Annotated in this window: 20 protein-coding genes and 2 riboswitches; of the genes, 12 read left to right on the top strand and 8 right to left on the bottom strand. The window is 44.0% G+C overall.

The features are described 5' to 3' along the window. Positions 1–25: 25 nt before the first annotated feature. From ACINLD_RS10880 to ACINLD_RS10890, 3 genes are all read right to left on the bottom strand, one after another. Positions 26–400 (bottom strand): hypothetical protein, encoded by a 375-nt coding sequence (locus tag ACINLD_RS10880; protein ID WP_410206992.1) that lies wholly within the window; start codon positions 398–400, stop codon positions 26–28. A gap of 20 nt (positions 401–420) precedes the next feature. After that, positions 421–618, bottom strand: coding sequence for a helix-turn-helix transcriptional regulator (locus ACINLD_RS10885; RefSeq protein ID WP_026589322.1), 198 nt, complete (start codon positions 616–618; stop codon positions 421–423). A gap of 116 nt (positions 619–734) precedes the next feature. After that, positions 735–1928, bottom strand: coding sequence for a NupC/NupG family nucleoside CNT transporter (locus tag ACINLD_RS10890; RefSeq protein WP_026589321.1), 1194 nt, complete (start codon positions 1926–1928; stop codon positions 735–737). A gap of 134 nt (positions 1929–2062) precedes the next feature. Then, positions 2063–2164: riboswitch (purine riboswitch) on the bottom strand. 522 nt (positions 2165–2686) lie between these two features. Here ACINLD_RS10890 and ACINLD_RS10895 point away from each other — a divergent pair. From ACINLD_RS10895 to ACINLD_RS10910, 4 genes are all read left to right on the top strand, one after another. Beyond that, positions 2687–2845, top strand: coding sequence for a DUF4176 domain-containing protein (locus ACINLD_RS10895; protein ID WP_236251186.1), 159 nt, complete (start codon positions 2687–2689; stop codon positions 2843–2845). Further along, a complete protein-coding gene (locus ACINLD_RS10900; RefSeq protein WP_410206993.1) occupies positions 2793–3209 on the top strand; it encodes a hypothetical protein in 417 nt (138 codons plus the stop codon). Before ACINLD_RS10895 ends, ACINLD_RS10900 begins: the two co-directional genes overlap by 53 nt. 10 nt (positions 3210–3219) lie before the next feature. Further along, a complete protein-coding gene (locus ACINLD_RS10905) occupies positions 3220–4338 on the top strand; it encodes a hypothetical protein (RefSeq protein ID WP_410206994.1) in 1119 nt (372 codons plus the stop codon). 109 nt (positions 4339–4447) lie between these two features. Then, on the top strand, positions 4448–5545 hold the full coding sequence (locus tag ACINLD_RS10910) for a hypothetical protein (RefSeq protein ID WP_410206995.1): 1098 nt from the start codon (positions 4448–4450) through the stop codon (positions 5543–5545). A gap of 105 nt (positions 5546–5650) precedes the next feature. Here the strand turns inward: ACINLD_RS10910 and galE are convergent, their stop codons facing one another. From galE to ACINLD_RS10930, 4 genes are all read right to left on the bottom strand, one after another. After that, positions 5651–6631, bottom strand: coding sequence for a UDP-glucose 4-epimerase GalE (galE, locus tag ACINLD_RS10915; protein WP_410206996.1), 981 nt, complete (start codon positions 6629–6631; stop codon positions 5651–5653). Positions 6632–6660: 29 nt separating this feature from the next. Then, positions 6661–7659: a glycosyltransferase family 2 protein gene (locus ACINLD_RS10920; protein WP_077735956.1), complete on the bottom strand. Its 999-nt coding sequence runs from the start codon at positions 7657–7659 to the stop codon at positions 6661–6663. Beyond that, entirely contained in the window at positions 7659–9863 is a 2205-nt protein-coding gene (locus tag ACINLD_RS10925; RefSeq protein ID WP_409444396.1) for a glycosyltransferase family 39 protein, read from the bottom strand. Before ACINLD_RS10925 ends, ACINLD_RS10920 begins: the two co-directional genes overlap by 1 nt. Before the next feature lie 141 nt (positions 9864–10004). Further along, positions 10005–11165, bottom strand: coding sequence for a 5-methyltetrahydropteroyltriglutamate--homocysteine S-methyltransferase (locus ACINLD_RS10930; RefSeq protein WP_372708759.1), 1161 nt, complete (start codon positions 11163–11165; stop codon positions 10005–10007). 44 nt (positions 11166–11209) lie between these two features. Continuing rightward, positions 11210–11319, bottom strand: a riboswitch (SAM riboswitch). 580 nt (positions 11320–11899) lie between these two features. Between ACINLD_RS10930 and ACINLD_RS10935 the strand changes: the two genes are divergently transcribed. The 8 genes from ACINLD_RS10935 to ACINLD_RS10970 all read left to right on the top strand — a co-directional run bounded on the left by ACINLD_RS10935 (position 11900) and on the right by ACINLD_RS10970 (position 18667). Further along, entirely contained in the window at positions 11900–13954 is a 2055-nt protein-coding gene (locus ACINLD_RS10935; protein WP_051290444.1) for a BglG family transcription antiterminator, read from the top strand. Next, entirely contained in the window at positions 13951–14418 is a 468-nt protein-coding gene (locus ACINLD_RS10940; RefSeq protein WP_051290443.1) for a PTS sugar transporter subunit IIA, read from the top strand. The genes ACINLD_RS10935 and ACINLD_RS10940 overlap by 4 nt, the downstream gene beginning before the upstream one ends. Before the next feature lie 5 nt (positions 14419–14423). Beyond that, positions 14424–14699 carry a PTS sugar transporter subunit IIB gene (locus tag ACINLD_RS10945; protein ID WP_026589314.1) on the top strand — a complete coding sequence of 92 codons (276 nt, stop codon included), beginning with the start codon at positions 14424–14426 and terminating at the stop codon, positions 14697–14699. A gap of 15 nt (positions 14700–14714) precedes the next feature. Then, the gene (locus ACINLD_RS10950) at positions 14715–16076 is read left to right on the top strand and encodes a PTS galactitol transporter subunit IIC (protein ID WP_026589313.1); all 1362 of its coding nucleotides are present in this window, start codon (positions 14715–14717) and stop codon (positions 16074–16076) included. Between the two features lie 13 nt (positions 16077–16089). After that, entirely contained in the window at positions 16090–17037 is a 948-nt protein-coding gene (locus ACINLD_RS10955) for a 1-phosphofructokinase family hexose kinase (protein ID WP_026589312.1), read from the top strand. Then, positions 17024–17671 carry a class II aldolase/adducin family protein gene (locus ACINLD_RS10960; protein ID WP_409444395.1) on the top strand — a complete coding sequence of 216 codons (648 nt, stop codon included), beginning with the start codon at positions 17024–17026 and terminating at the stop codon, positions 17669–17671. Before ACINLD_RS10955 ends, ACINLD_RS10960 begins: the two co-directional genes overlap by 14 nt. A 1-nt stretch (position 17672) precedes the next feature. Beyond that, positions 17673–17846: a hypothetical protein gene (locus tag ACINLD_RS10965; protein ID WP_163170542.1), complete on the top strand. Its 174-nt coding sequence runs from the start codon at positions 17673–17675 to the stop codon at positions 17844–17846. 137 nt (positions 17847–17983) lie between these two features. Further along, on the top strand, positions 17984–18667 hold the full coding sequence (locus ACINLD_RS10970; protein WP_026589310.1) for a DUF3298 and DUF4163 domain-containing protein: 684 nt from the start codon (positions 17984–17986) through the stop codon (positions 18665–18667). A gap of 78 nt (positions 18668–18745) precedes the next feature. Here ACINLD_RS10970 and ACINLD_RS10975 read toward each other — a convergent pair whose 3' ends face one another. Beyond that, positions 18746–19276, bottom strand: a complete 531-nt coding sequence (locus tag ACINLD_RS10975; protein WP_026589309.1) for a chorismate--pyruvate lyase family protein — start codon at positions 19274–19276, stop codon at positions 18746–18748. Positions 19277–19289 lie beyond the last annotated feature (13 nt).

Genomic DNA, 19289 nt, shown 5'->3' on the forward strand with positions numbered 1-19289 from the left:
TCAAGGGTGCTAATTTAATTGACCACTATAATTTCTTTGATAATACAATCCATGATGAAAATACTGTAATCACCTGTAAAGAAACCAAAATCCGAACAACATCAACTCCCGCTAATGTAATATAGCTGAGCTGCATTCCGAAAATGAGCACAAGCAAGTAAACGGATAAAGCGATCATGGAATACTGCATTCCTTTTTGTCTGATGTGCTGTGACCTTTCATCTTTTTGTTTGAATTGCGGATAGAGGTAGCCTGCTGCAAAACTTAAAAAAGCCAGACCGCCCCACATGAAAAGTTCGATTAAAGATAAAGAATCACCGGCTATGCCGAAGATCATTTTCACAAGAAATATAAAGACAAACAGTCCGCCAATGATATAGTATGCTTTTCGCAATGCCATAAAATCTCCTCCTTGCCAATCTATTCATCATCTAAAAAGAAGATGTTTTCCACCTGTGTATGAAATGTACGGGCAATTTGAAGCGCCAGGGGAAGAGACGGATTATACTTCCCTTTTTCGATTGAGATAATTGTCTGCCGGCTGACGCCAAGAATTTCGGCCAATTTATCCTGTGAATACTTCTTCTGTTTTCGAAATTCAGCTAATTTGTTTTTCAAGGATTCAAATCTCCTTCGCTGTTATTCATATCCATTATAAAGTAAAGTAAGCTTTACGTAAAGCTTACTTTACAAAATAAATAAAAAAGAGCTTGCCATTAATATGGCAAGCCGATTTACCAGACAAACAGTCCGACAATCCCCGCGCTCAGCAGTGAAACAGCCATACCGCTGACAAGGAGCTTCCAGACGTTTTTGCCGATGATCGCTGACTTTTCTCCATTGAATAAGGAGTTGTACGTTCCATAGATCATGCCGATCGTGCTGAAGTTTGCAAACGATGTTAAAAACGTCGTTGCAACGGCGGCAGTGTGGGGCGAAATCGTTTTTAACTGTGTTTTCAAATCCATCATCGCGACGAACTCATTTGTGGCGAGTTTCATACCCATCAGCTGTGCGACATACATCGTATCATGCGCGGGCAGTCCGAGCAGAAAGGCAAACGGACTGAAGATGTAAGAAAAGATTTTTTGGATGGTCAGCCCGTCCATGATCAGCCCCAGAAGGCCGTTTAAGCATGACGTTAGGGCAACATAGCCGATCACCATGGCCAGAATGACAATCACCATGTTCATTCCGACCAGCATGCTGTTGGAAATCGTTGAGAAAAAATCTTTCTTTTCTTCTTTGGGCGGTACATAAATGATGTCTTCGTCTTTTTTGACATCCACCGGATTTAAGATGCTTGCTAAAATGAGCGCGTTCAAGCAGTTTAACGGGATCGCTGTAAAGACATAGGTTGCGGGAACCATAGTTAAATAGGAGCCGAGGATCGAGCCGCTGATGCTGCTCATGCTCATGATGCCGAATGTCAGCAGGCGGTTGTCCTTTAAAACGGCCAGCTGCTGGCGAATGACAGCGAGCGCTTCTGTATTGCCCAAAAACATCATTTGAATGGAGAAGAAGCTTTCTAATTTGGGCAGACGCGACACTTTTGAAATCACCCAGCCGATCTTATCGATCAACCACGTTAAAATCCCAAAATAAGCAAGAATGTCAAAAAATGTGACGACAAAGATGATCGGCAATAGAGCGCTGAAGAAAAAGTCTACGGTCTCATTGCTCATAACGGAAGGAAATGCAAAGGCGATTCCATCGCTTGCACAGGCGATCAGCCAAGAAAAGAAAGCAGCGATCTGGTTGATGACCCATCCGCCTACTTTCGTGCCAAGCATGAACCATGTCACCAAAAGCTCAACGACAAAAAGCGAAAGAATCGGCCGCCATTTGATTGATTTCTTTTGCGGGGAACAGAGAAAAACGACGGCCATGACAATGAACAGGCCTAAAATATTAATGAGAAAATACATGATTTCAACTCCCGAATGTTTTTTGAAAATAAAAAAGCTCTTATTTTTCATGGGTTCCGATAAAGAAAGCATGAAAAATAAGAGCAAATGAAAAATAGATATATTGTTTGCGCAATACACTTTTTACATGATCAAATCTATTCAAACTTCCTTGTAGTCTGGCGATTTACGGTTGCCAGGTAGAAACAATCAGACCCTATTACTGATTATATACAAGAAGTGAGCTTCTATTATTTTGACTGTATTTTATCTCGAGATTGTTTAAAATTCAAGCTAAAAATATATTTTCACAATAATTTTTCATATGAAATCATGTCTAGGGAAGGGGCAGGGCGCTTGTTTCTTAGTCTTTGAAAGCCGGCTTTCAAGCGGGAAAAATGATAGAAGTGACGCTCCAGAACAAAAGACGAAAAGTGGAAGTTGAATCTGTAAGGTGGCGAAAATGGAGATTACTTCTTCAACTTGATCAAAGGTAAATCTTAAGTTGATTGCGCTTTATATCTTTTTCGAAATCCAAAGCAGCCTATATGGTGGTTTTTTGTCCCCGTAAGGTTGATGAATCTCTCCAGTGACAAACAACATACTAATGACACCGACAAACCCTTTGCAAAGAGCAAACATTAAATCAAAAGTCTCTGGGTATAATTTCACGGTACTTTAGTTTGTTGAATGAAATGAAACTTTTTTGCTATGATTTTCCTATGTTTTTACAACTTGTATATACGTCCAATTTCAGAGAAAAAGAGGGATAATGAATTATGCTGTTAAAAAAGAACTATCTTCCTGTCGGCAGTGTTGTCGGCTTACATAATGATTCAAGACGTCTGCTTGTCATTGGACGGCAAATGTTTTCTGAGACGAACCATGTCATCAGAGATTATGCAGCTGTCGACTATCCAAACTACGGACACGAGTGACTATTTAGATTTTAATGAAGAGAACAGAAACAATGATAATGGAAAAGATTACAGCAATGCTTACACAGATATGGACAGTGAGGCGATGACTGAAGACATTAATCATTTAAAATCCGCCAATCCTGAAGTCTATGAAAAGCTTCAGAAAATGGATATTACCGCTGCGGCAGGAGCAGGCCCTTACACTAAATATAGTGATGATATCGTTTCGGTAGAGAGTCAGAATGGAGAAATACTGGATGATCTCATTGATAATAAGCCTCAGTTTGAAATAGAGGAGTCTGGCCTTAAACATCTTTATGAAGTTGAAGATTCTGATTTTGTGGATTTGATACAAGATGTTAACAAAAAAGAAGCGGAATAGGAGCAGTTCAATGATGAAATATAGACTTTTAAGTTTAAGTGTATTAATAGTGCTTTTAGTTGTGATCACCGGATGCGGAAAAGATGATTATCAAGAAGTCGTCTATAAAAAAGGCTTACCAAAAGAAAACAGCCCTGCATTTAAAGAATTTATGAGACATGAACTTGATTTAGTGAGTGATGCGACCTTGAATTATCAAAATCATACTTATACGATTATGCGCAGTGATGTAGATGGACTACGCTATTATCAATATACGAGTAAAGAGCTTGAGGACTTTTACAATCCTTTATTTTCTGAAAAATATCCCGGAGCAAAACTGTATGATTTACAAACAACTAACTTTCTAACGAAAGAAAAGCTTATTCGCAATAAAATAGAACATCATCTGCCGGAAATGACTTTAGATAAAAAGAATGTTCTCAAGGTGAAAACAAAATTCGGAGAAAAAAAGTATGAGTTACCATCAGCCAGAGGTAAGAAAGTAATTCTGGCTCTTGAAGCTGTTAGCAAAGACAACATGAAGATAAAAGTGGTGGTAAATGGAAAAAAAGGAGACGGACAAACATATTATTTGTTTTTAAAACAAGATCTTTCAAAACATCAGCTAGTGAAAGAAGAAGAATTACATACAACACTTGAGTCTGGAAAGTTAAATGATTACCTTTCAGTATTTCAAAAAGTAACAGAGGATGGATCATATCTTAAGTTATTCGACAACTATATTTTCGAAAAAAAGACGAACAAAGTCAGAAAAATCAAAGACACTGATATTCTAAGCGAAGATGGTAAGTATGTCTATATTAACGGAGCAAAAGAAGAAGAAAACTTTGTAATTTCCGATGGTGTTCAACAGATACAAACAGTGGACAACTATTTAAAAGGAAATGAAAAATATGAAGCTCAATTTAAGATTGACTTCAAACAAATTGCAAAAGAGATGGAATTTAACGCGGGCGATGCAAGGATAGCCAATATTCATTATTTTAATAAAGATTATGTAGTTTTGTATATTTCCTATCATGGGAAGACAATTGGCACAGCAGGCTCTGTTAATGTACTGATTGACTTACAAAAAAACAAAAAACAGCCAACTGCTTACTTAGTTGATTTAGGAATTGAATCATAGAGGGACTGAAGAGTTTTTATTCATTTGACACAGGTCACAAAGCTGGGATAATCATATAGAATTTTTTGGAAGTTAAATAAATAGGAACATAAAGGATAGAAATATTTCAATGAAAAAAAGATGGTTTATATACTTAGGAATTTTCACAATATGTTTGTTGGCGATCACCAACTGTGGAAAAGACGATGATGCATTCACATATCAAAAAGGATATCCAAAAGAAGACAGTCCGGCATTTAAAGAGTATATGCGAATTGAAAGTGGATTAGCGGGCGATGCGACGTTAAGGCATGAAAATCATAAGTATACGATTATGCGCGGTGATAAGGGTGGGCTTCGTTATTATCAATATACAGATAAAGAGCTTCAGGATTCATATGCGTCAATTTTTTCACCTGATCAAATGTTTTACTCTCACCACATAAACAATAGCAAGTTTTTGGATGCCAAAGGCCCCCTTAGCTATATAATAGAACGTCAGCTGCCTGAATTGCGGTTGGATCATAAAAATATGCTGCAAGTGAAAACGGAATTAGGTGAAAAGAAGATAAAACTGCCCATAAAGGCAACAGCTGATTCTGAAGATATTTATCTCTATCTTTATGCTATTGATAAAAAAAACATGCTGATCGGAGTAGAGGATTATACAGGCGATGGAGATACGAAGACATATTATATATTTTTAAAACAAAATCTTTTAAAATACCAGATTGTCAATAAAGATGAATTGCCCGCAACAATCGAGTCAGGAAAACTAAATGATTACCTGTCTGTTTTTCCAAAGGTGACGGAGGATGGATCCTATCTGCACTTATTTGACAAATACATTTTCGAAAAAAAGACAAACCTAGTCAGAAAAATCAGTGACGATGATTATTTAAGCGAAGACGGCAAATATGTATATCTCAACGGGGCTGAAGACAAGGATATCATATCTGAAGGTGTCCAGCGCATTCAAACTGTGGAAAATTATCTAAAAAGAAATCATAAGGATGAAGTGCAATTTAATTTGGATTTTGAAAAGGCTTTTGACGGAGCAGGTTTGAAAGTGAAAAAAGTCAATTCAGCTGAAATTAAATATTTTAATAAAAATTTTGTGGCTATCCAATTTTCATATGATTTCATCTGGTATGGCTCGGGATATATTAATATGCTGATTGATTTGCAGGACAAAAAACACCCGACTGCTTACTTGATAGATTATTAGGATGATTGGGTAGTCGACTAGATTTACAGTAGATATTCATCACGGAGAAAAAAACTGCACCTCCACCGTTAGACACTATCTAACTATAGGGGGGCAGTTCATTTTTCACCCTTGCCCCACCTTCTCCGATGCATATCCATTCGGATTCGCAGAATGCCAGTTCCAGGCGTCGCGGATGATGGCGATCAGGCTGTTGTGTTTCGGGATCCAGCCTAATTCCTTTCTGGCGCGGGAAGAGGAAGCGATCAAGGCATCCGGGGTGTCTGTGCTGTCAACAGGTGTGACGGGAATGAGGCCGATGCCTGTGACATATTGGGCGGCCTGGATGACTTGTTCGGCTGAATAGCCTTCGCCATAGCCGAGATTGAATGTCCGGCTCCCCTTGCCTTGCCGTAAATGGTTGATGGCGAGAACGTGGGCTTCGGCGAGATCCTGTACGTGGACATAATCGCGAATTCCTGCTGTGCATGCGGTCCTGTCATGTTTTGTTCCGATAGCAGCACGCAAAACATTTGAAATCAGATGCGCATCATCCGTACGGTCTTCGCCGATCGCTGCGGATGGGTGGGCCCCGCCGACATTGAAGGAGCGGAGAATCACATAGTTGAGACCGCAGGCTTTTTCCGCTTCCATCAGCATATTCTCCATCAGCCATTTGACTTTTCCGTGGGGATGGACAGGCTGCGGTTTTGATTCCTCTGTAATCGGCACATCTTTTGTGCTGCCGTAGACGGCCGCGCTTGAGGCGAAGACGATCTGCTTAACGGCGAATTCTTTCATGACGTCAAGCAGTGTTTCCAATCCTGAGATGTTTTCATTGAAAGAAGAAAACACGCGATTTGACTCGGTTGAAATAGGAGAAGCTGCGAAATGCATCACCGTTTCGATGTCCTCGTTTTCGAATACCTGCCTGAGAAAATGCCGGTCCCGGATGTCTCCTTTGTAAAAAACGGCTTCAGGGTGAACGGCTTCAGCATGTCCGGTTGCCAGGGAGTCGACAACGACGGCTTTTTCATTTTTCTCAATTAATGTGTAAACGGCATGGGAACCGATATAACCGGCTCCCCCGACAACGAGTATACTCATCGAAATCTCTCCTTTTTGGTTCATTTTGGCTACATGATATGACGCTGCGGTGCGACAGCCCGCCTTTGTTCTTCAAATCCGTATTTTTCATCTACAATGTAGAGCGGCCGGTCCTTCACTTCATCATAAATGCGGCCGATATATTCGCCGATGGCTCCGAGGATGATCAGGATGAAGCCGCTGAACAGACATTGCAGAATAATCATCGATGACCAGCCGGTAATGGTGCTTGTCGTAAACAGCTTCAGGCAGACGACGATGAAAGCGTATATAAAGCCGATCGCTGACAGCGCGATTCCTGAGTAGCTTGCCAGCTTCAAAGGCTGAAAGGAAAATGAAGTGATGCCGTCGAGCGACAGCTTCAGCATTTTTTTGAGCGGATACTTCGTTTCCCCTGCAAGCCGTTCGTGGCGCTCGTAATAGACGGCCGTCTGCTTGAAGCCGAGCCAGCTGACAAGCCCGCGGACAAACGGGTTTTTCTCTTTCAGCTTGTTCATTTCATTGACGACTTTGCGGTCCATGAGCCGGAAATCTCCAGTATCGACCGGAATGTCGACATCTGTGAGACGTCTTAGCATGCGGTAAAACATGGAGGCCGTCTGCTTTTTGAAAAATGTCTCTCCCTCGCGCTTCGTTCGGACGGCGTAGACCACGTCAAAGCCTTGGCGCCATTTTTCAGCCATTTCCAAAATCAGTTCAGGAGGATCCTGAAGATCGGCGTCGATGACGACGATCGCCTTGCCGGCAGCATAGTCCGTGCCGGCGGTGATCGCAATCTGGTGGCCGAAGTTTCTTGAGAAATTGATGCATTTGACAGCCGGATCGGCCTGAGCCAGCGACTTCAGCATATGGATGCTGTTATCGCTGGAGCCGTCATTTACAAAAATCAGCTCATATGGTTCTCCGGTTGAATCCATGACGCTTTTCAGTCTTTCATAGGTGCTGTCGAGGACTTCCGCCTCGTTAAAGACGGGAACAACAATTGAAAATGTGACGGGTTCGTTCATATTGATCACCTTTCCTTTCATCAATCCAGCTCCACTTTATAGAGCGTCTGATTTCCACCAGGTCCGCCCGACTGAGAACTGTTATCTGAAGAAGAGCTGCTGTATTCGCTTTTGGAAACCTTCGTGCCGTTTTCTTTAATCCAGTTGGTGAGTTCCGAATGATCTCGGCCTCTGCCATCGCCAATCATGAAGTATTTGACTTCACCGTTTTTGACAAGCTTTTCGAGTTTTTCAACGGTCAAAATCGGGTCGCTTCCTGAGAATCCGCCCATCGCCATCACAGCTTTGCCTGTTTTGATGATGTAAGATTGAGCTGAAGTTGCGCTGGAGACTGCAAATAAATATTTTTCTCCAGTGTTGTTCTTTTCCAGGTAGCTCAACAGTTCTTCATCGACTGATTCGCCGCTGCCCCGTCTGCCTTGCTGAAACTGGCCGGAGCTGTCAGGGCTCATGCCTGCTGGAGCTTCATTGGCGTTTTGGCTGTTTTGCTTGGAGTCGGAATCTGTTGACCCGTTATTATCGTTGTTTTCATTATTGTCTGTTTGGCCATTTTGGCTGCCGAATCCAGGAGGTCCGCCGCTGTTGTTCATCTTGCCGCCTCCCCCGCCGCCAAATGATTGTGCGGATGTAGGTCCGGCTTGCGGGATCATCCCGTTCACCCCGTCAGCGAGGGTCGCGGCAGTCCAGTAGAAAGGACCGATCAGCATGCCGAGAAGCGCTGCAACTGAAACGTAGTAGCTGAACGACTTTCCTTTTTTGACAAAGATGAGCAGACAGCTTGTGACGACTCCGAAAGCGCCGATCGCGATGCTCCAGCCGATTCCGATCTCGCTGAGATAAGGGCTGAAGATATACAATTCAAACGCGGTTGTCAGCAGAACACCGCTCGGAAGAAGCCATTTTTTCCAGCCGTTTTCATCCTGATAGAGGCGGACTAATGCCGTCCATCCCGCACCTGACAAGGCGGCAATCGGTGCTGCCAGCATGATCAGATAGTAGTGGTGGAAGAATCCGGCGACACTGAAGAATCCAGCGACCGGCAACAGCCACATTGTCCAGAAAATCGTTTCATTCGTTGTCTCATTGAATTTTCGTTGACCGCGAAGGCCTGTAATTAGTAAACCGATGATGCCGAAGAAGACGAACGGAATCAGCCAGCTTGCCTGTCCGGAAAGCTCAGATTGGAACAATCTCAGTGGCCCGGGTGTTCCTGTGCCGAAAGAACCTGCACCGTTTCCGCCGCCTCCGGGACCGCCGCCGTTTTGGACATCGCCCATTTGGCCGCCAGGTCCGCCTGAAGGCATCTCGCTTCCGCTTGGCGGAGTCATTTGTTCAGTTTCTGAGTCCGAACTGTTATCGGAACTATCGTTTTGTTGCTGTGGTGTTTCCTGCTGCTGGTTCTTTTGCTCTTGATCAGAAGCAGCTCCTCCGCCTGAACCGTTTTGTCCGGTAAGACGCTGGATTCCGTTGTAGCCAAAAGCGAGCTCCAGTACCGAGTTGGTTTGGCTGCTTCCGATATAAGGCCGCGAACTTTCCGGCTGGCTGTCGACGATGACCGCCCAGGAAACGGAAACACCTGCCAGAACGATAACTGCTGTGATAAGGGAAACGATTTTTTTGCGAATCGTCGTCTTTGCTGCCATCAGGTAAAATAGCATGAATGCAGGCAATACCATATAAGCTTGCAGCATTTTGACGTTAAAGCCGACGCCGACCATACAGAAGGCTCCGAGCAGCCATCCGATTTTTCCTTTGCGGACGGCTTTAAACAACATCCATGTTGCGATCATCAAACAAAGGACGAGAATGCTGTCAACGTTGTTTGTATGGCTGACGGCAACGGCAATCGGTGTACATGCCATCACGAGAGCCGCTATTCTTGCCGCCGTTTTTCCGAAGGTCGGTTTTACAATAAAGTACAAGAGTGATACAGAGATCACTTCAGCAATCGCTTCGGGCAGAACGACGCTCCAGCCGTGCACGCCGAATACGAGAGCGAACAGTGTTTGAATCCATAATGCGACAGGCGGTTTATCAACCGTTACAAAGCCTGCCGGGTCAAAAGATGCGTAAAAGAAATTATGAAAGCTTTGGGTCATACTCTCAACGGCCGCCGTATAGTAGGCGTTGTCTGTGTCGTTATTCCAGATGCCGTAAAGGTTTAAACATGCAGATAATGCGAGAATCAATACAAGAAAGATATCAATTTTCCTTTTCTTTTCCATTATTCGGTCACCTCACTTACATGCATTATAGAAGCCAAATATGATCAAACTATGAACAAATCAAGAAGGATTTTTAAATTGTAAAAACGCGGGCAAAAAAAAAGAGACATACCGATTACGGTATGTCTCAAACGCGTGTTTTTATTTCCACACATCTTCTGCAATGTCAATTACATGGCGCAGTTTTTCCCACTGCTGTTCTTCCGTTAAAAGGTTTCCCTCTTCCGTTGAAGCGAAGCCGCACTGCGGACTCAGGCAGAGCTGGCTCAGATCAACATAGCGGGAAGCTTCTTCAATACGGCGCTTGACGGCTGCAGGGTCTTCAAGCTCTCCAAACTTAGAAGTAATTAAGCCGAGGACGATCTGTAAATCTTTCCGTTTGACGTAACGAAGCGGTTCAAACCCGCCGGAGCGTTCATCGTCAAATTCCAGGAAGAGTCCGTCAAGGTTCAGTCCGTCGAAAATCGTTTCCGCGGCCGCGTCGTAGCCGCCTGAGGCCACATATGTCGAACGGAAGTTTCCGCGGCAAATATGCATGGTGACGGTCAAATCATCAGGGCGTCCGTCAAGCGCTTCATTGATCGTTTTGGCGAAGGATTCACGCAGTTCATCAGGCTGGCGTCCGAACGCTTTGATTTGTTCGTGTCCCTTTTCAGAGAAAAATACGGACCAAGCTGTGTCGTCAAGCTGCAGATAGCGGCAGCCTGCATCATAAAACGCGTCGATCGCTTTTTTGTAAGCTTGGGCCACATCATGATGGAACTCATCCAGATCCGCGTACGGGCTTTCATCAAGCTTTCCTCTGAAAAACAGCATATTCGGGCTCGGAATTGTCATTTTCGCCGTATGGTCTCCGGCAATACGATGAAGAAAACGATAATCGTCAAGCATTGGATGATTCGTAAAATCGACTTTGCCGGTCACTTTTATGCCGCGCGGTTTTGTTACTACATTGTGAAATTGAATTCCCTTGTCCGCTGTATAACCCTCTACACCGTCAAGGCCCTCCAGAAAGTCGAAGTGCCACCATGAGCGGCGGAATTCGCCGTCTGTCACGGCTTGAAGCCCAATCTCTTTTTGTTTTTCAACGATGCGCTTGATCTCTTCGTTCTCGACTTCGCGCAATTGTTCAGCGGTGATTTCACCGGACGCTTTTTGAAGGCGCGCTCTTTTCACAGGTTCTGACCGCAAAAGGCTGCCCACTTGATCAGCCCGGTACGGCCCCTTTTTTTGATTTGGCGTTTGTGACAGTTCAGCTGCTGGATTTGTCATGATTGATCCCTCTTTCTGTTTTGGTAACATAAAAAAGCTCTTCCTGATAAGGAAGAGCTTGATAGACAATCTCCTCCTTATCTTCAAGAACGCGAATACGCTCTTAAGGATTTAGCACCATTCTGTCATAGACAGCGGTTGCCGGGTTTCACAGGGCCAGTCCCTCCACCACTCTTGATAAGGAAAACCTTTTTTATGCGATTTTTATAATAATTTTAATATTAATACTTTTTATGAAAATGTCAATGGTATTTGGCAAAAATCTCTCTGTTTAGGTATTTTTCCATACCGTTTGATATTTTTCATTTTCCTCTGCAGCCATTCGTTCCATTCGAGGTTTGCTTGATGTCTTCGGATTGGACAGCATCGTATAAATGTCTATGGCCTTGAATGATATTAAATCGACTCAAGGTGTGATTTTTTCTGAAAAGCAGTTGTGAGAACGTTCAACAAGGTGATGCATCAAAGGCTTCATATTGAAGTGTGTTATCTTTCAATTCCAGGTTTGCAAAATACGTATGAATCAAATGGTCCATTTTAAACATCTTTGATTTATAGATTGTGGGAAAAACACCGGATCAATGGGTTTTCGACAAACTGCCTTCAGGCGGTATTTCTTCAGATATTTATCATATCCCGGAAACAGAAAAAGATGATCACAATCGATATTTGAAAGCGTTTTCTAAATTGTGTTCAACTACCATATTTCCGGTCGCTTTAAAAATATAATAGAACTAAGGTCTCGGGATAGAAGGGGGGATTAGATGAAAAATAAATTAAAAGACGTTGTTCAGCATTTAGTGATGAATCGTTCTTCTACGGTCGATTGGATCGAAAAAGAGATCAGCCAAAATAAAAGTGCAATTTGCAGCCATATTAGACAGCTGAATGACTACATTGGCAAGCAGAAGCTGGATTTGATTCAAATTACCCGAGAAGACGGCCGCATTTTGATCTCTGACAAAACGCGGGAATACCTTTATATCATGCTGAAAAAGGCAACATTTGTTGAACTGGACTACATTCCGCCGGAACTGAGAACGGGCCTGATCGTCATTAAACTCTCCACAAATCCGGCCCGTGATTCTTTAAAAGAGCTGGCTGACTTTGCAGCGGTCAGCAAAAATACGATGCTCCATGATATGAAGGCCGTCAAGGAATCTTTGCGAAACGAATCGCTGGATTTGCAATATTCGAGAAAAGACGGTTATCAGTTGATCGGCTCTGAGTATCGCATTCGCAAAAAGCTGGTCATTGAGACGAAAAAACTGCTGACTCGCGATGCCGGCGCCGCCTTATTGGAGCGGAAAGGGCTGATCGATCAAAATGAGCTGTTCCTTTTAAAAGAACGCTTAATGAAAGCGGAAAAAGAATTGAAGATTTCGCTGACTGACGAACAAATTGAAGATTTACCGATCGTCCTCTACTTGCTGATCAGGCGGATCAAGGAATGCAGGCGGGAGTGGACGCTTGAATTTGAAGAGGCGGACCTCATCCATACAAAGGAATATCAGTGTCTTAAAAATATATTTTGGGGTATGACCGAGCTGAGTGAAAACGATAAATTGTATTTGTCTCTTCAGGTGCTGTCATCCAACAAGCTTGAATCTGCACTTGATCTTTCAAGCGGCGGGGATCTGGTGAATTGCGTCCATGAATTCCTCGATGTGCTTGAAGGACAGCTGGCGACAGATTTAATGAAGAAAGAAGAGCTTAAACATAGGCTGCTTCTCCATTTGCGGCCTGCGGTTTACAGAATAAAGATGGGGCTGAACATCGACAATCCATTAAAGGATCAATTTATCGGCGAATTTCCATCCGTCTATTCCATCGTCAGCAATTCCGTTTTTCCGATCGAAAAGGTTATCGGGCTGCCGCTCTCGCAGGAAGAGGTCGCTTATCTTGCGATGATTGTACAGGCCTGGATTCATCAGACAGAAGGAGAAGCGGATTTTGTCTTTAAAGCTTTGGTTGTATGCCGGAACGGAATTTCTGTATCAAAGCTTCTCCTTGAAACATTAAAAGGAATGTTTCCCCATTTTCAGTTCATTGGCGCATATGCGGAGCGGAATTTTAAAGAACACGAACAAAAGGTGGATTTTATTTTTTCAACCGTCCCTTTAAATACTGTGAAAAAAACGTTTTTAGTCGATCCGATTTTAAATGAGAAAGATCGCTTCTTATTAAAAAAAGAGATTCAAAAATATATAGAACAAGATAGTGAAAAAAAGGCGCGCGAATTATTATTTCATTTGAAAGATTATATCGATCAAAAGGATTATCCGGCTGTGCAAGAGAAACTCATGTCTTTCTTTAATCAATCATCTTCTTCTGCATGTGCAAACGACGATCGCATTAAAGGTGAAAAGCTGTTCCCATTTTCAGAAGACCATATCGGTTTTACTGAAAGGGACATGAGTTGGGAAGAAGCGCTTGAACAAGCGATTAAGCCCATGAAGTTAAGGGGGTCCATCAATGAAAATTATAAGCGGCGGCTGACGGAACTGTTTGCGGAGGAAAGCCGCAGAATGATGATTGGCCCGTTCATCTATCTCCCGCACGCGAAGCCGGACGATGGGGTGGTGCATGAGGATTTCAGCATTTTGATATGCAGGCACCGTGTGGTCATGCCTGACGGAAATGCTGCAAAAGCGATTGTCGTGCTGGCTCCCGAAGATGAACATCATCATGTACCTACTCTTCTGCATTTGAACGATTTGTTTTTGAATGACTCAGCGAAGATATGGAAGGCACAGACAAAAAGAGATGTCCTCGATCGTATCTGCCTGTCTTCTGAGGGAAGGGGGTGGAGAAGGTGAATGAAGCTGATTTATTCAAGGAAGAACTCATTTTTACCGATATCCATGCACAAACGCCGTCTGAACTGCTAACAGAAATCGGTTGTGCATTAGAGCAATTGGGATATGTCGAAAAGTCGTTTACAGGCGCGATCATAGAGAGGGAACGGCAATATCCGACAGGGCTGGCGCTTCCGGAATTTAGCATCGGTCTTCCCCATACCGATGCCAGGCACGTGAAGCAGGCCTTTATCGCGGTTGTGAAAAATGACCAAAAATTGCCGTTCATCCATATGGGGACAGAAGATCAGGAAGTGGATATCGATTGTTTTTTTGTACTGGGGGTGAAAGATCCCTGCAAACAGGTCAAAGTGCTGCAACTTCTGATCGAAAAGTTGAATGACAGCCGCTTTGTCAGACGTTTGAAGACGATGGATGAGAAAAAACAATTGTTCACCTTTCTAAAACAAACTGTGCAGGAGTGATGAAAATGAAAAAAGTGATCGTAGCGTGCGGGTCGGGAGTGGCGACAAGCCAGACTGTTGCTTCAAAAGTAAAAAGGATATTGGAGGAAAACGGCATCCGTGCAAGCGTGGACGCGGTCGATATTAAATCATTGGAGCAGTACATCGGCTCAAGCGATGTTTATATCGCCATTACAAAAACCAAAAAAGAATATGCCATTCCGACATTAAATGGTATCGCTTTTTTAACGGGGATGGGGCTTCAGGAAGAAACGGATAGGCTGATTCAATTATTAACATAAGCGGAGGTGGCCCGGATGGAGCTATTGCAAAGCATTATTCAGTATGTATTGGATCTCGGGGCAGCTGTATTTGTGCCGCTTCTTATGTTTCTTGTCGGCATCGCTTCCAGAATGAAATGGAAGGATGCCGTCAATGCAGCGGTCATACTCGGCGTTGCCTTTGTCGGAATGAACATTGTCATCGGATTTATGCTGGATGCACTGACACCCGCTGCTCAAGCTCTCGTCAAAAGAACGGGTATACAGCTCAATACGATCGATGGGGGCTGGACATCGCTGGCCACCCTGGCCTGGGCATGGCCGCTCGCGTTTCTGATGTTTCCGCTGCAAATGCTGATTAATGCCATCATGCTTTTTTTCAATCAAACGAAGACATTAAACGTTGATTTATGGAATGTGTGGGGGAAGATCTTAACAGCCGTCCTTGTGATCGGTGTCACCGGGAATCTTTATATCGCCTTTTTGGTCGCTGCCGTTCAAATGGTAATTGAGCTGATCCTGGCCGATGTGAACCAAAAACAAATTGAAAGGATAACGGGAATCCCCGGCGTCACCGTCTCGCACAGTATGATGCTGTTTGCTGTGTTTTTGCTTCCGTTCAACTGGGTCATCAGCAAGATACCGTTGTTTGACCGGCATGTTGACGCCGATACATTAAAAGAAAAAATGGGTGTTTTTGCGGAGAATCATGTGATGGGCTTCATCATCGGCCTGCTGCTTGGGATGACAGCCGGCTATTCCGTCCCCGACATGCTGATGCTCGCCGTACAGGCTGCTGCTGCCTTAACATTGTTTCCGATGGTTGCCAAGCTCTTCATGCAAGCGCTCTCTCCATTGTCGGATGCCATTTCTGAGTTTATGAAAAACAAATTTAAAAACCGGAAGCTGTTCATCGGTCTCGATTGGCCGATTTTGGCGGGAAGCAGTGAAGCATGGGTAGCGATGATCTTGATGGTTCCCGTTACGTTAATCTATGCCGTCCTTTTGCCCGGCAATGCGATTTTGCCGTTCGCCGGGATCATTAATATTTCATTAGCCGTGCCGGCACTGATCATTACCGGAGGCAACCTCCTGCGCATGCTGCTTTTGGGCATCATTACGACACCTGTATTTCTGTATATTGCCACCGGTTTTGCACCATCCATCACACAGCTGGCAAAGGATACAAACGCGGTGAAGATCGGTGAAGGCCAGATGCTGTCTTGGAGTACGCTGGAATACCCGGTGTTTCGCTATATTTTTGCAAAAGCGGGTGAATTGTTGCAAGGCCATGTCGCCGGCCTTATTCTCGCCGCCGTATGGCTCCTTTTCTTCGCCTTGTATTGCCGGATGATGAAGAAGCGGACGAAAGAACTGGAAAAGGAAGAAACGGTATAAGGAGGCAACCGCTATGATATATACGATTACACTGAATCCTGCCATTGACCGGCTGATAAAGACAACTGGACGTTTGACTAGGAAAAAAACGAACCGGGTGGCCGAAACGGAATACGACTTGGGAGGCAAAGGGCTCCACGTTTCACATGCCTTATCCAAGTTCGGTGTCGTCAATCAAGCGCTCGGCTTTATCGGATCAGGAAACCGCACATTAATGGAAGCGATTCTGACCGACAAAAAGGTCAGTCACCATCTTTTTGTTGAAGAGGGGGCGTCGACCAGGGAGTGTATCGTTTTGCTTGATGAAACGGATGAAGGCAGTTTGATGATCACCGGAGACGGCTTTCCCGTTTCAGAGGAGAATCACCAAAGGCTCATTCGTTTTATCGATCGGCATGTCACCCCCAACGATTCCGTTGTGATGGCCGGATCTCTGCCTCCCGGCTATACGAATGCAAAGCTGAAGGAAATTCTCGCTGCATTGAAAAGGAAAGGCTGCTTTATTGCCTGTGATCTCTCAGGGGAGGCGCTATGTTTGGCTGTTGAGCTGGGAGTGGATTTTATAAAGCCGAATCAGCATGAGGCTGAGGAATTGTTTAGCGGACAGCGGCTGTCTTTATTGGAGAAGCTGCGCCTTCTGGCCGACAAAATCGATTATGTCGTCATATCGCTCGGACGCGACGGGTGCTATGCCTCCCGCAACGGCCGGATATACCGCGTGACATCGGCGGCCGTTCATGAGCGGAATGATACAGGTGCCGGAGATGTGTTTGTCGGGGCATTCATGGCTCAATTGGTGCAAAAAGCCGATTTCCAAACGATGCTGCGCTATGCTGTGGCTTGTGCAGCATCCAAAGCGGCAAAGCAAAATTGCACAGATTTTGATATGTCTGAAGCCGAAAGCTTGTTTTCGCAAATCATCATTACAGAATTGGGAGATGATCATCGTGTTATATCGTAAAGAACGAGAGGACCTGTGCAAAGTTGTCAAGCTGATGTTTACCCGTTTTGAAACGAACGCCGCAGGCGGAAATGTGAGCGTCAGAATGAACGAGCATCATATCATCATGACACCGACCTTAATGTCCCAGCAAAAGTTTTGCGATCTCAAACCATTTGAAATCCTTGTCGTTGATATGGATGAGCAGAAAATCGAAGGAGAAGGAAACATCACAAGGGAAATCAATATGCACATGGCCTGTTATCAAGAAAGGGAAGACATCGGCTGTGTTCTCCATGCGCATCCGAAGGAATCTTTGGTGTTCGCTTCATTGGGCATGGATCTCCCGAACATCACTGAGGCTACGCAAAAGCTTGGCCGCATTAGGTCGCTCACCTTTGCCCCGGCCACTTCAAAGGAGCTGGCGGAAACGGTCAGAGCCGATGTTAACAGCAAAAAAGAACAGCCTTTGCCCCAGGCCATGCTGCTGAACAAACACGGGATTCTCGTGCTTGACCGAACATTGCACAAGGCGTACGACATGCTGGAGAGAATTGAATACAATGCGTATGCCGCCGCGAAAGCGCTCGTGTTTGATGCGTTAAATATAAGGAAAATGCGAGATGAGAAATTAAGTTTTAATCTGGAGGAATAACATGAAGGCGTCCGTTCAAGCATGGATTTTCATCAGCGCGCTCTGTTTAATGATCGGCCTGCTCAAGGCTTCCTTGTTGATGTCCGCGGCTTCCCTGGTATTTGCCGTTTTCGCCAACAGGCAATATCAAAAAGAGAAAGGAAACGGCAGTCAACCGGCTTCATTAAAAAAATGAAGCCGGTTTTTAATTGGGATATTTTAAAAATATTTAACTTAAAATAGAAACTTTTTTTCGTGATCCTCAGTCTTAAAATGTGTACCTGTTTTAAAAACGGGTAATATAAAAAATGACACTTTTAAGGAGGCTAAATGATGAACAAAAAATCATTTTTTAAAGCGGCAGCCATTCTGCTCACAGGGCTTTTGGTATTGCTGGTGTACGGCGGGTCTGCGATTCCTTCGGCTTATGCTGTGAATGGGCAAAAACCGACGGTGACAAGCCATACATATAAAAATGTCAAGGAGCTTGTCTATCCCCAGGTTCAGAATATAAGCAGCAAATCTCTGCAAAACAAGATCAACAATGACTTTAAGCGTTATATTGAACAGTCTTACAAAGACTATTTGAAAAATAAACAAGACGGTGAACAGCACGGTTATCAAACCGCTTATCAAACGGCGTTCAGCGTGAAATATCTGAACGACAAAAAGCTGAGCATCTTAACGGAGAACTATGTATATTCAGGGGGAGCACACGGCAATACAGCTGTCCGCTCGTTCAACTATGATCTGAAAGCGAAAAAGCGCGTCTATTTGACAGATATTTTGAATACGAAAAAAAAGGTTGATAAAGCAAAAGACCATATCCTCAGCTACATTCGTAAACATCAGGATGTTTTCTTCCCGGACGTGAAGAAGAAAGATATCGTCCTTGATAAACAGACAGCCTTCTATTTTACAAAAGACGGCATTACTATTGTATTCCAACAGTATGACGTTGCACCGTATGTCGCCGGAAACCCTGTCGTACATGTGCCGAAGTCGGTTTACCAATAAAAGTTTGCAAGCCCCTGTCCTCAGGGGTTTTTTGTTGGAAAAAGGCGGGAAAAGCGCTTGGGAAGGGCGGGCAAAAGATCAGCCCGGCGTCAGTTCGCAGATTTTTTCTAGATCGAACAGCTCGCAGACATAGAACATGCACTGCCGGCCGCTGATGATCTGATATTTTTTAAAAGCATATGTCCGATCTGCCGAAACAGGTACAAGGTGTGTGAAATGTTTTCCCAGGCAGTCGCCCGTGCTGAAAATTTCACGCCTTGACTCCAGTTCTGCAATGATTTTCCCGATGGGAAGCCTTTCTTCCTGCAAATCTTGTTTGATGGCGGGCGGCAGTAAATTTGTTTTGACATAGACATAATTATAGGATAAGTAATCATTGCCTGTTTTCAAAGAGGAGGTCCTAAACAAGATTTCATCATCGCGTTGAAACAGTCTCGCTTCTTCAGGTGACAGCTTGTCATAATCAATATCATTTTGCTGAAAAACTTCGATTTCGACTTTGCCGCCGATCAGCGTTTCAATCGCTTTGGTTGTTGAACCATCGGTTTTGGTTAACATGTCTTTTACAAGAGAAACAAGAGTTTCAGGAAAAAAGTGGCTTACATTCAACTAAAGGCACCTC

This window comes from Bacillus sp. z60-11 (assembly GCF_046464135.1).
GTDB lineage: Bacteria > Bacillota > Bacilli > Bacillales > Bacillaceae > Bacillus > Bacillus sonorensis_A.

Excerpts from the sequence above, each read along its gene's own strand:
- ACINLD_RS10880 (WP_410206992.1), bottom strand. The coding sequence starts at position 400 with ATGGCATTGCGAAAAGCATACTATATCATTGGCGGACTGTTTGTCTTT.
- ACINLD_RS10890 (WP_026589321.1), bottom strand. The coding sequence starts at position 1,928 with ATGTATTTTCTCATTAATATTTTAGGCCTGTTCATTGTCATGGCCGTC.
- ACINLD_RS10895 (WP_236251186.1), top strand. The coding sequence starts at position 2,687 with ATGCTGTTAAAAAAGAACTATCTTCCTGTCGGCAGTGTTGTCGGCTTA.
- ACINLD_RS10900 (WP_410206993.1), top strand. The coding sequence starts at position 2,793 with ATGTCATCAGAGATTATGCAGCTGTCGACTATCCAAACTACGGACACG.
- ACINLD_RS10905 (WP_410206994.1), top strand. The coding sequence starts at position 3,220 with ATGATGAAATATAGACTTTTAAGTTTAAGTGTATTAATAGTGCTTTTA.
- ACINLD_RS10910 (WP_410206995.1), top strand. The coding sequence starts at position 4,448 with ATGAAAAAAAGATGGTTTATATACTTAGGAATTTTCACAATATGTTTG.
- galE (WP_410206996.1), bottom strand. The coding sequence starts at position 6,631 with ATGAGTATACTCGTTGTCGGGGGAGCCGGTTATATCGGTTCCCATGCC.
- ACINLD_RS10920 (WP_077735956.1), bottom strand. The coding sequence starts at position 7,659 with ATGAAAGGAAAGGTGATCAATATGAACGAACCCGTCACATTTTCAATT.
- ACINLD_RS10925 (WP_409444396.1), bottom strand. The coding sequence starts at position 9,863 with ATGGAAAAGAAAAGGAAAATTGATATCTTTCTTGTATTGATTCTCGCA.
- ACINLD_RS10930 (WP_372708759.1), bottom strand. The coding sequence starts at position 11,165 with ATGTTACCAAAACAGAAAGAGGGATCAATCATGACAAATCCAGCAGCT.
- ACINLD_RS10935 (WP_051290444.1), top strand. The coding sequence starts at position 11,900 with ATGAAAAATAAATTAAAAGACGTTGTTCAGCATTTAGTGATGAATCGT.
- ACINLD_RS10945 (WP_026589314.1), top strand. The coding sequence starts at position 14,424 with ATGAAAAAAGTGATCGTAGCGTGCGGGTCGGGAGTGGCGACAAGCCAG.
- ACINLD_RS10950 (WP_026589313.1), top strand. The coding sequence starts at position 14,715 with ATGGAGCTATTGCAAAGCATTATTCAGTATGTATTGGATCTCGGGGCA.
- ACINLD_RS10955 (WP_026589312.1), top strand. The coding sequence starts at position 16,090 with ATGATATATACGATTACACTGAATCCTGCCATTGACCGGCTGATAAAG.
- ACINLD_RS10965 (WP_163170542.1), top strand. The coding sequence starts at position 17,673 with ATGAAGGCGTCCGTTCAAGCATGGATTTTCATCAGCGCGCTCTGTTTA.
- ACINLD_RS10970 (WP_026589310.1), top strand. The coding sequence starts at position 17,984 with ATGAACAAAAAATCATTTTTTAAAGCGGCAGCCATTCTGCTCACAGGG.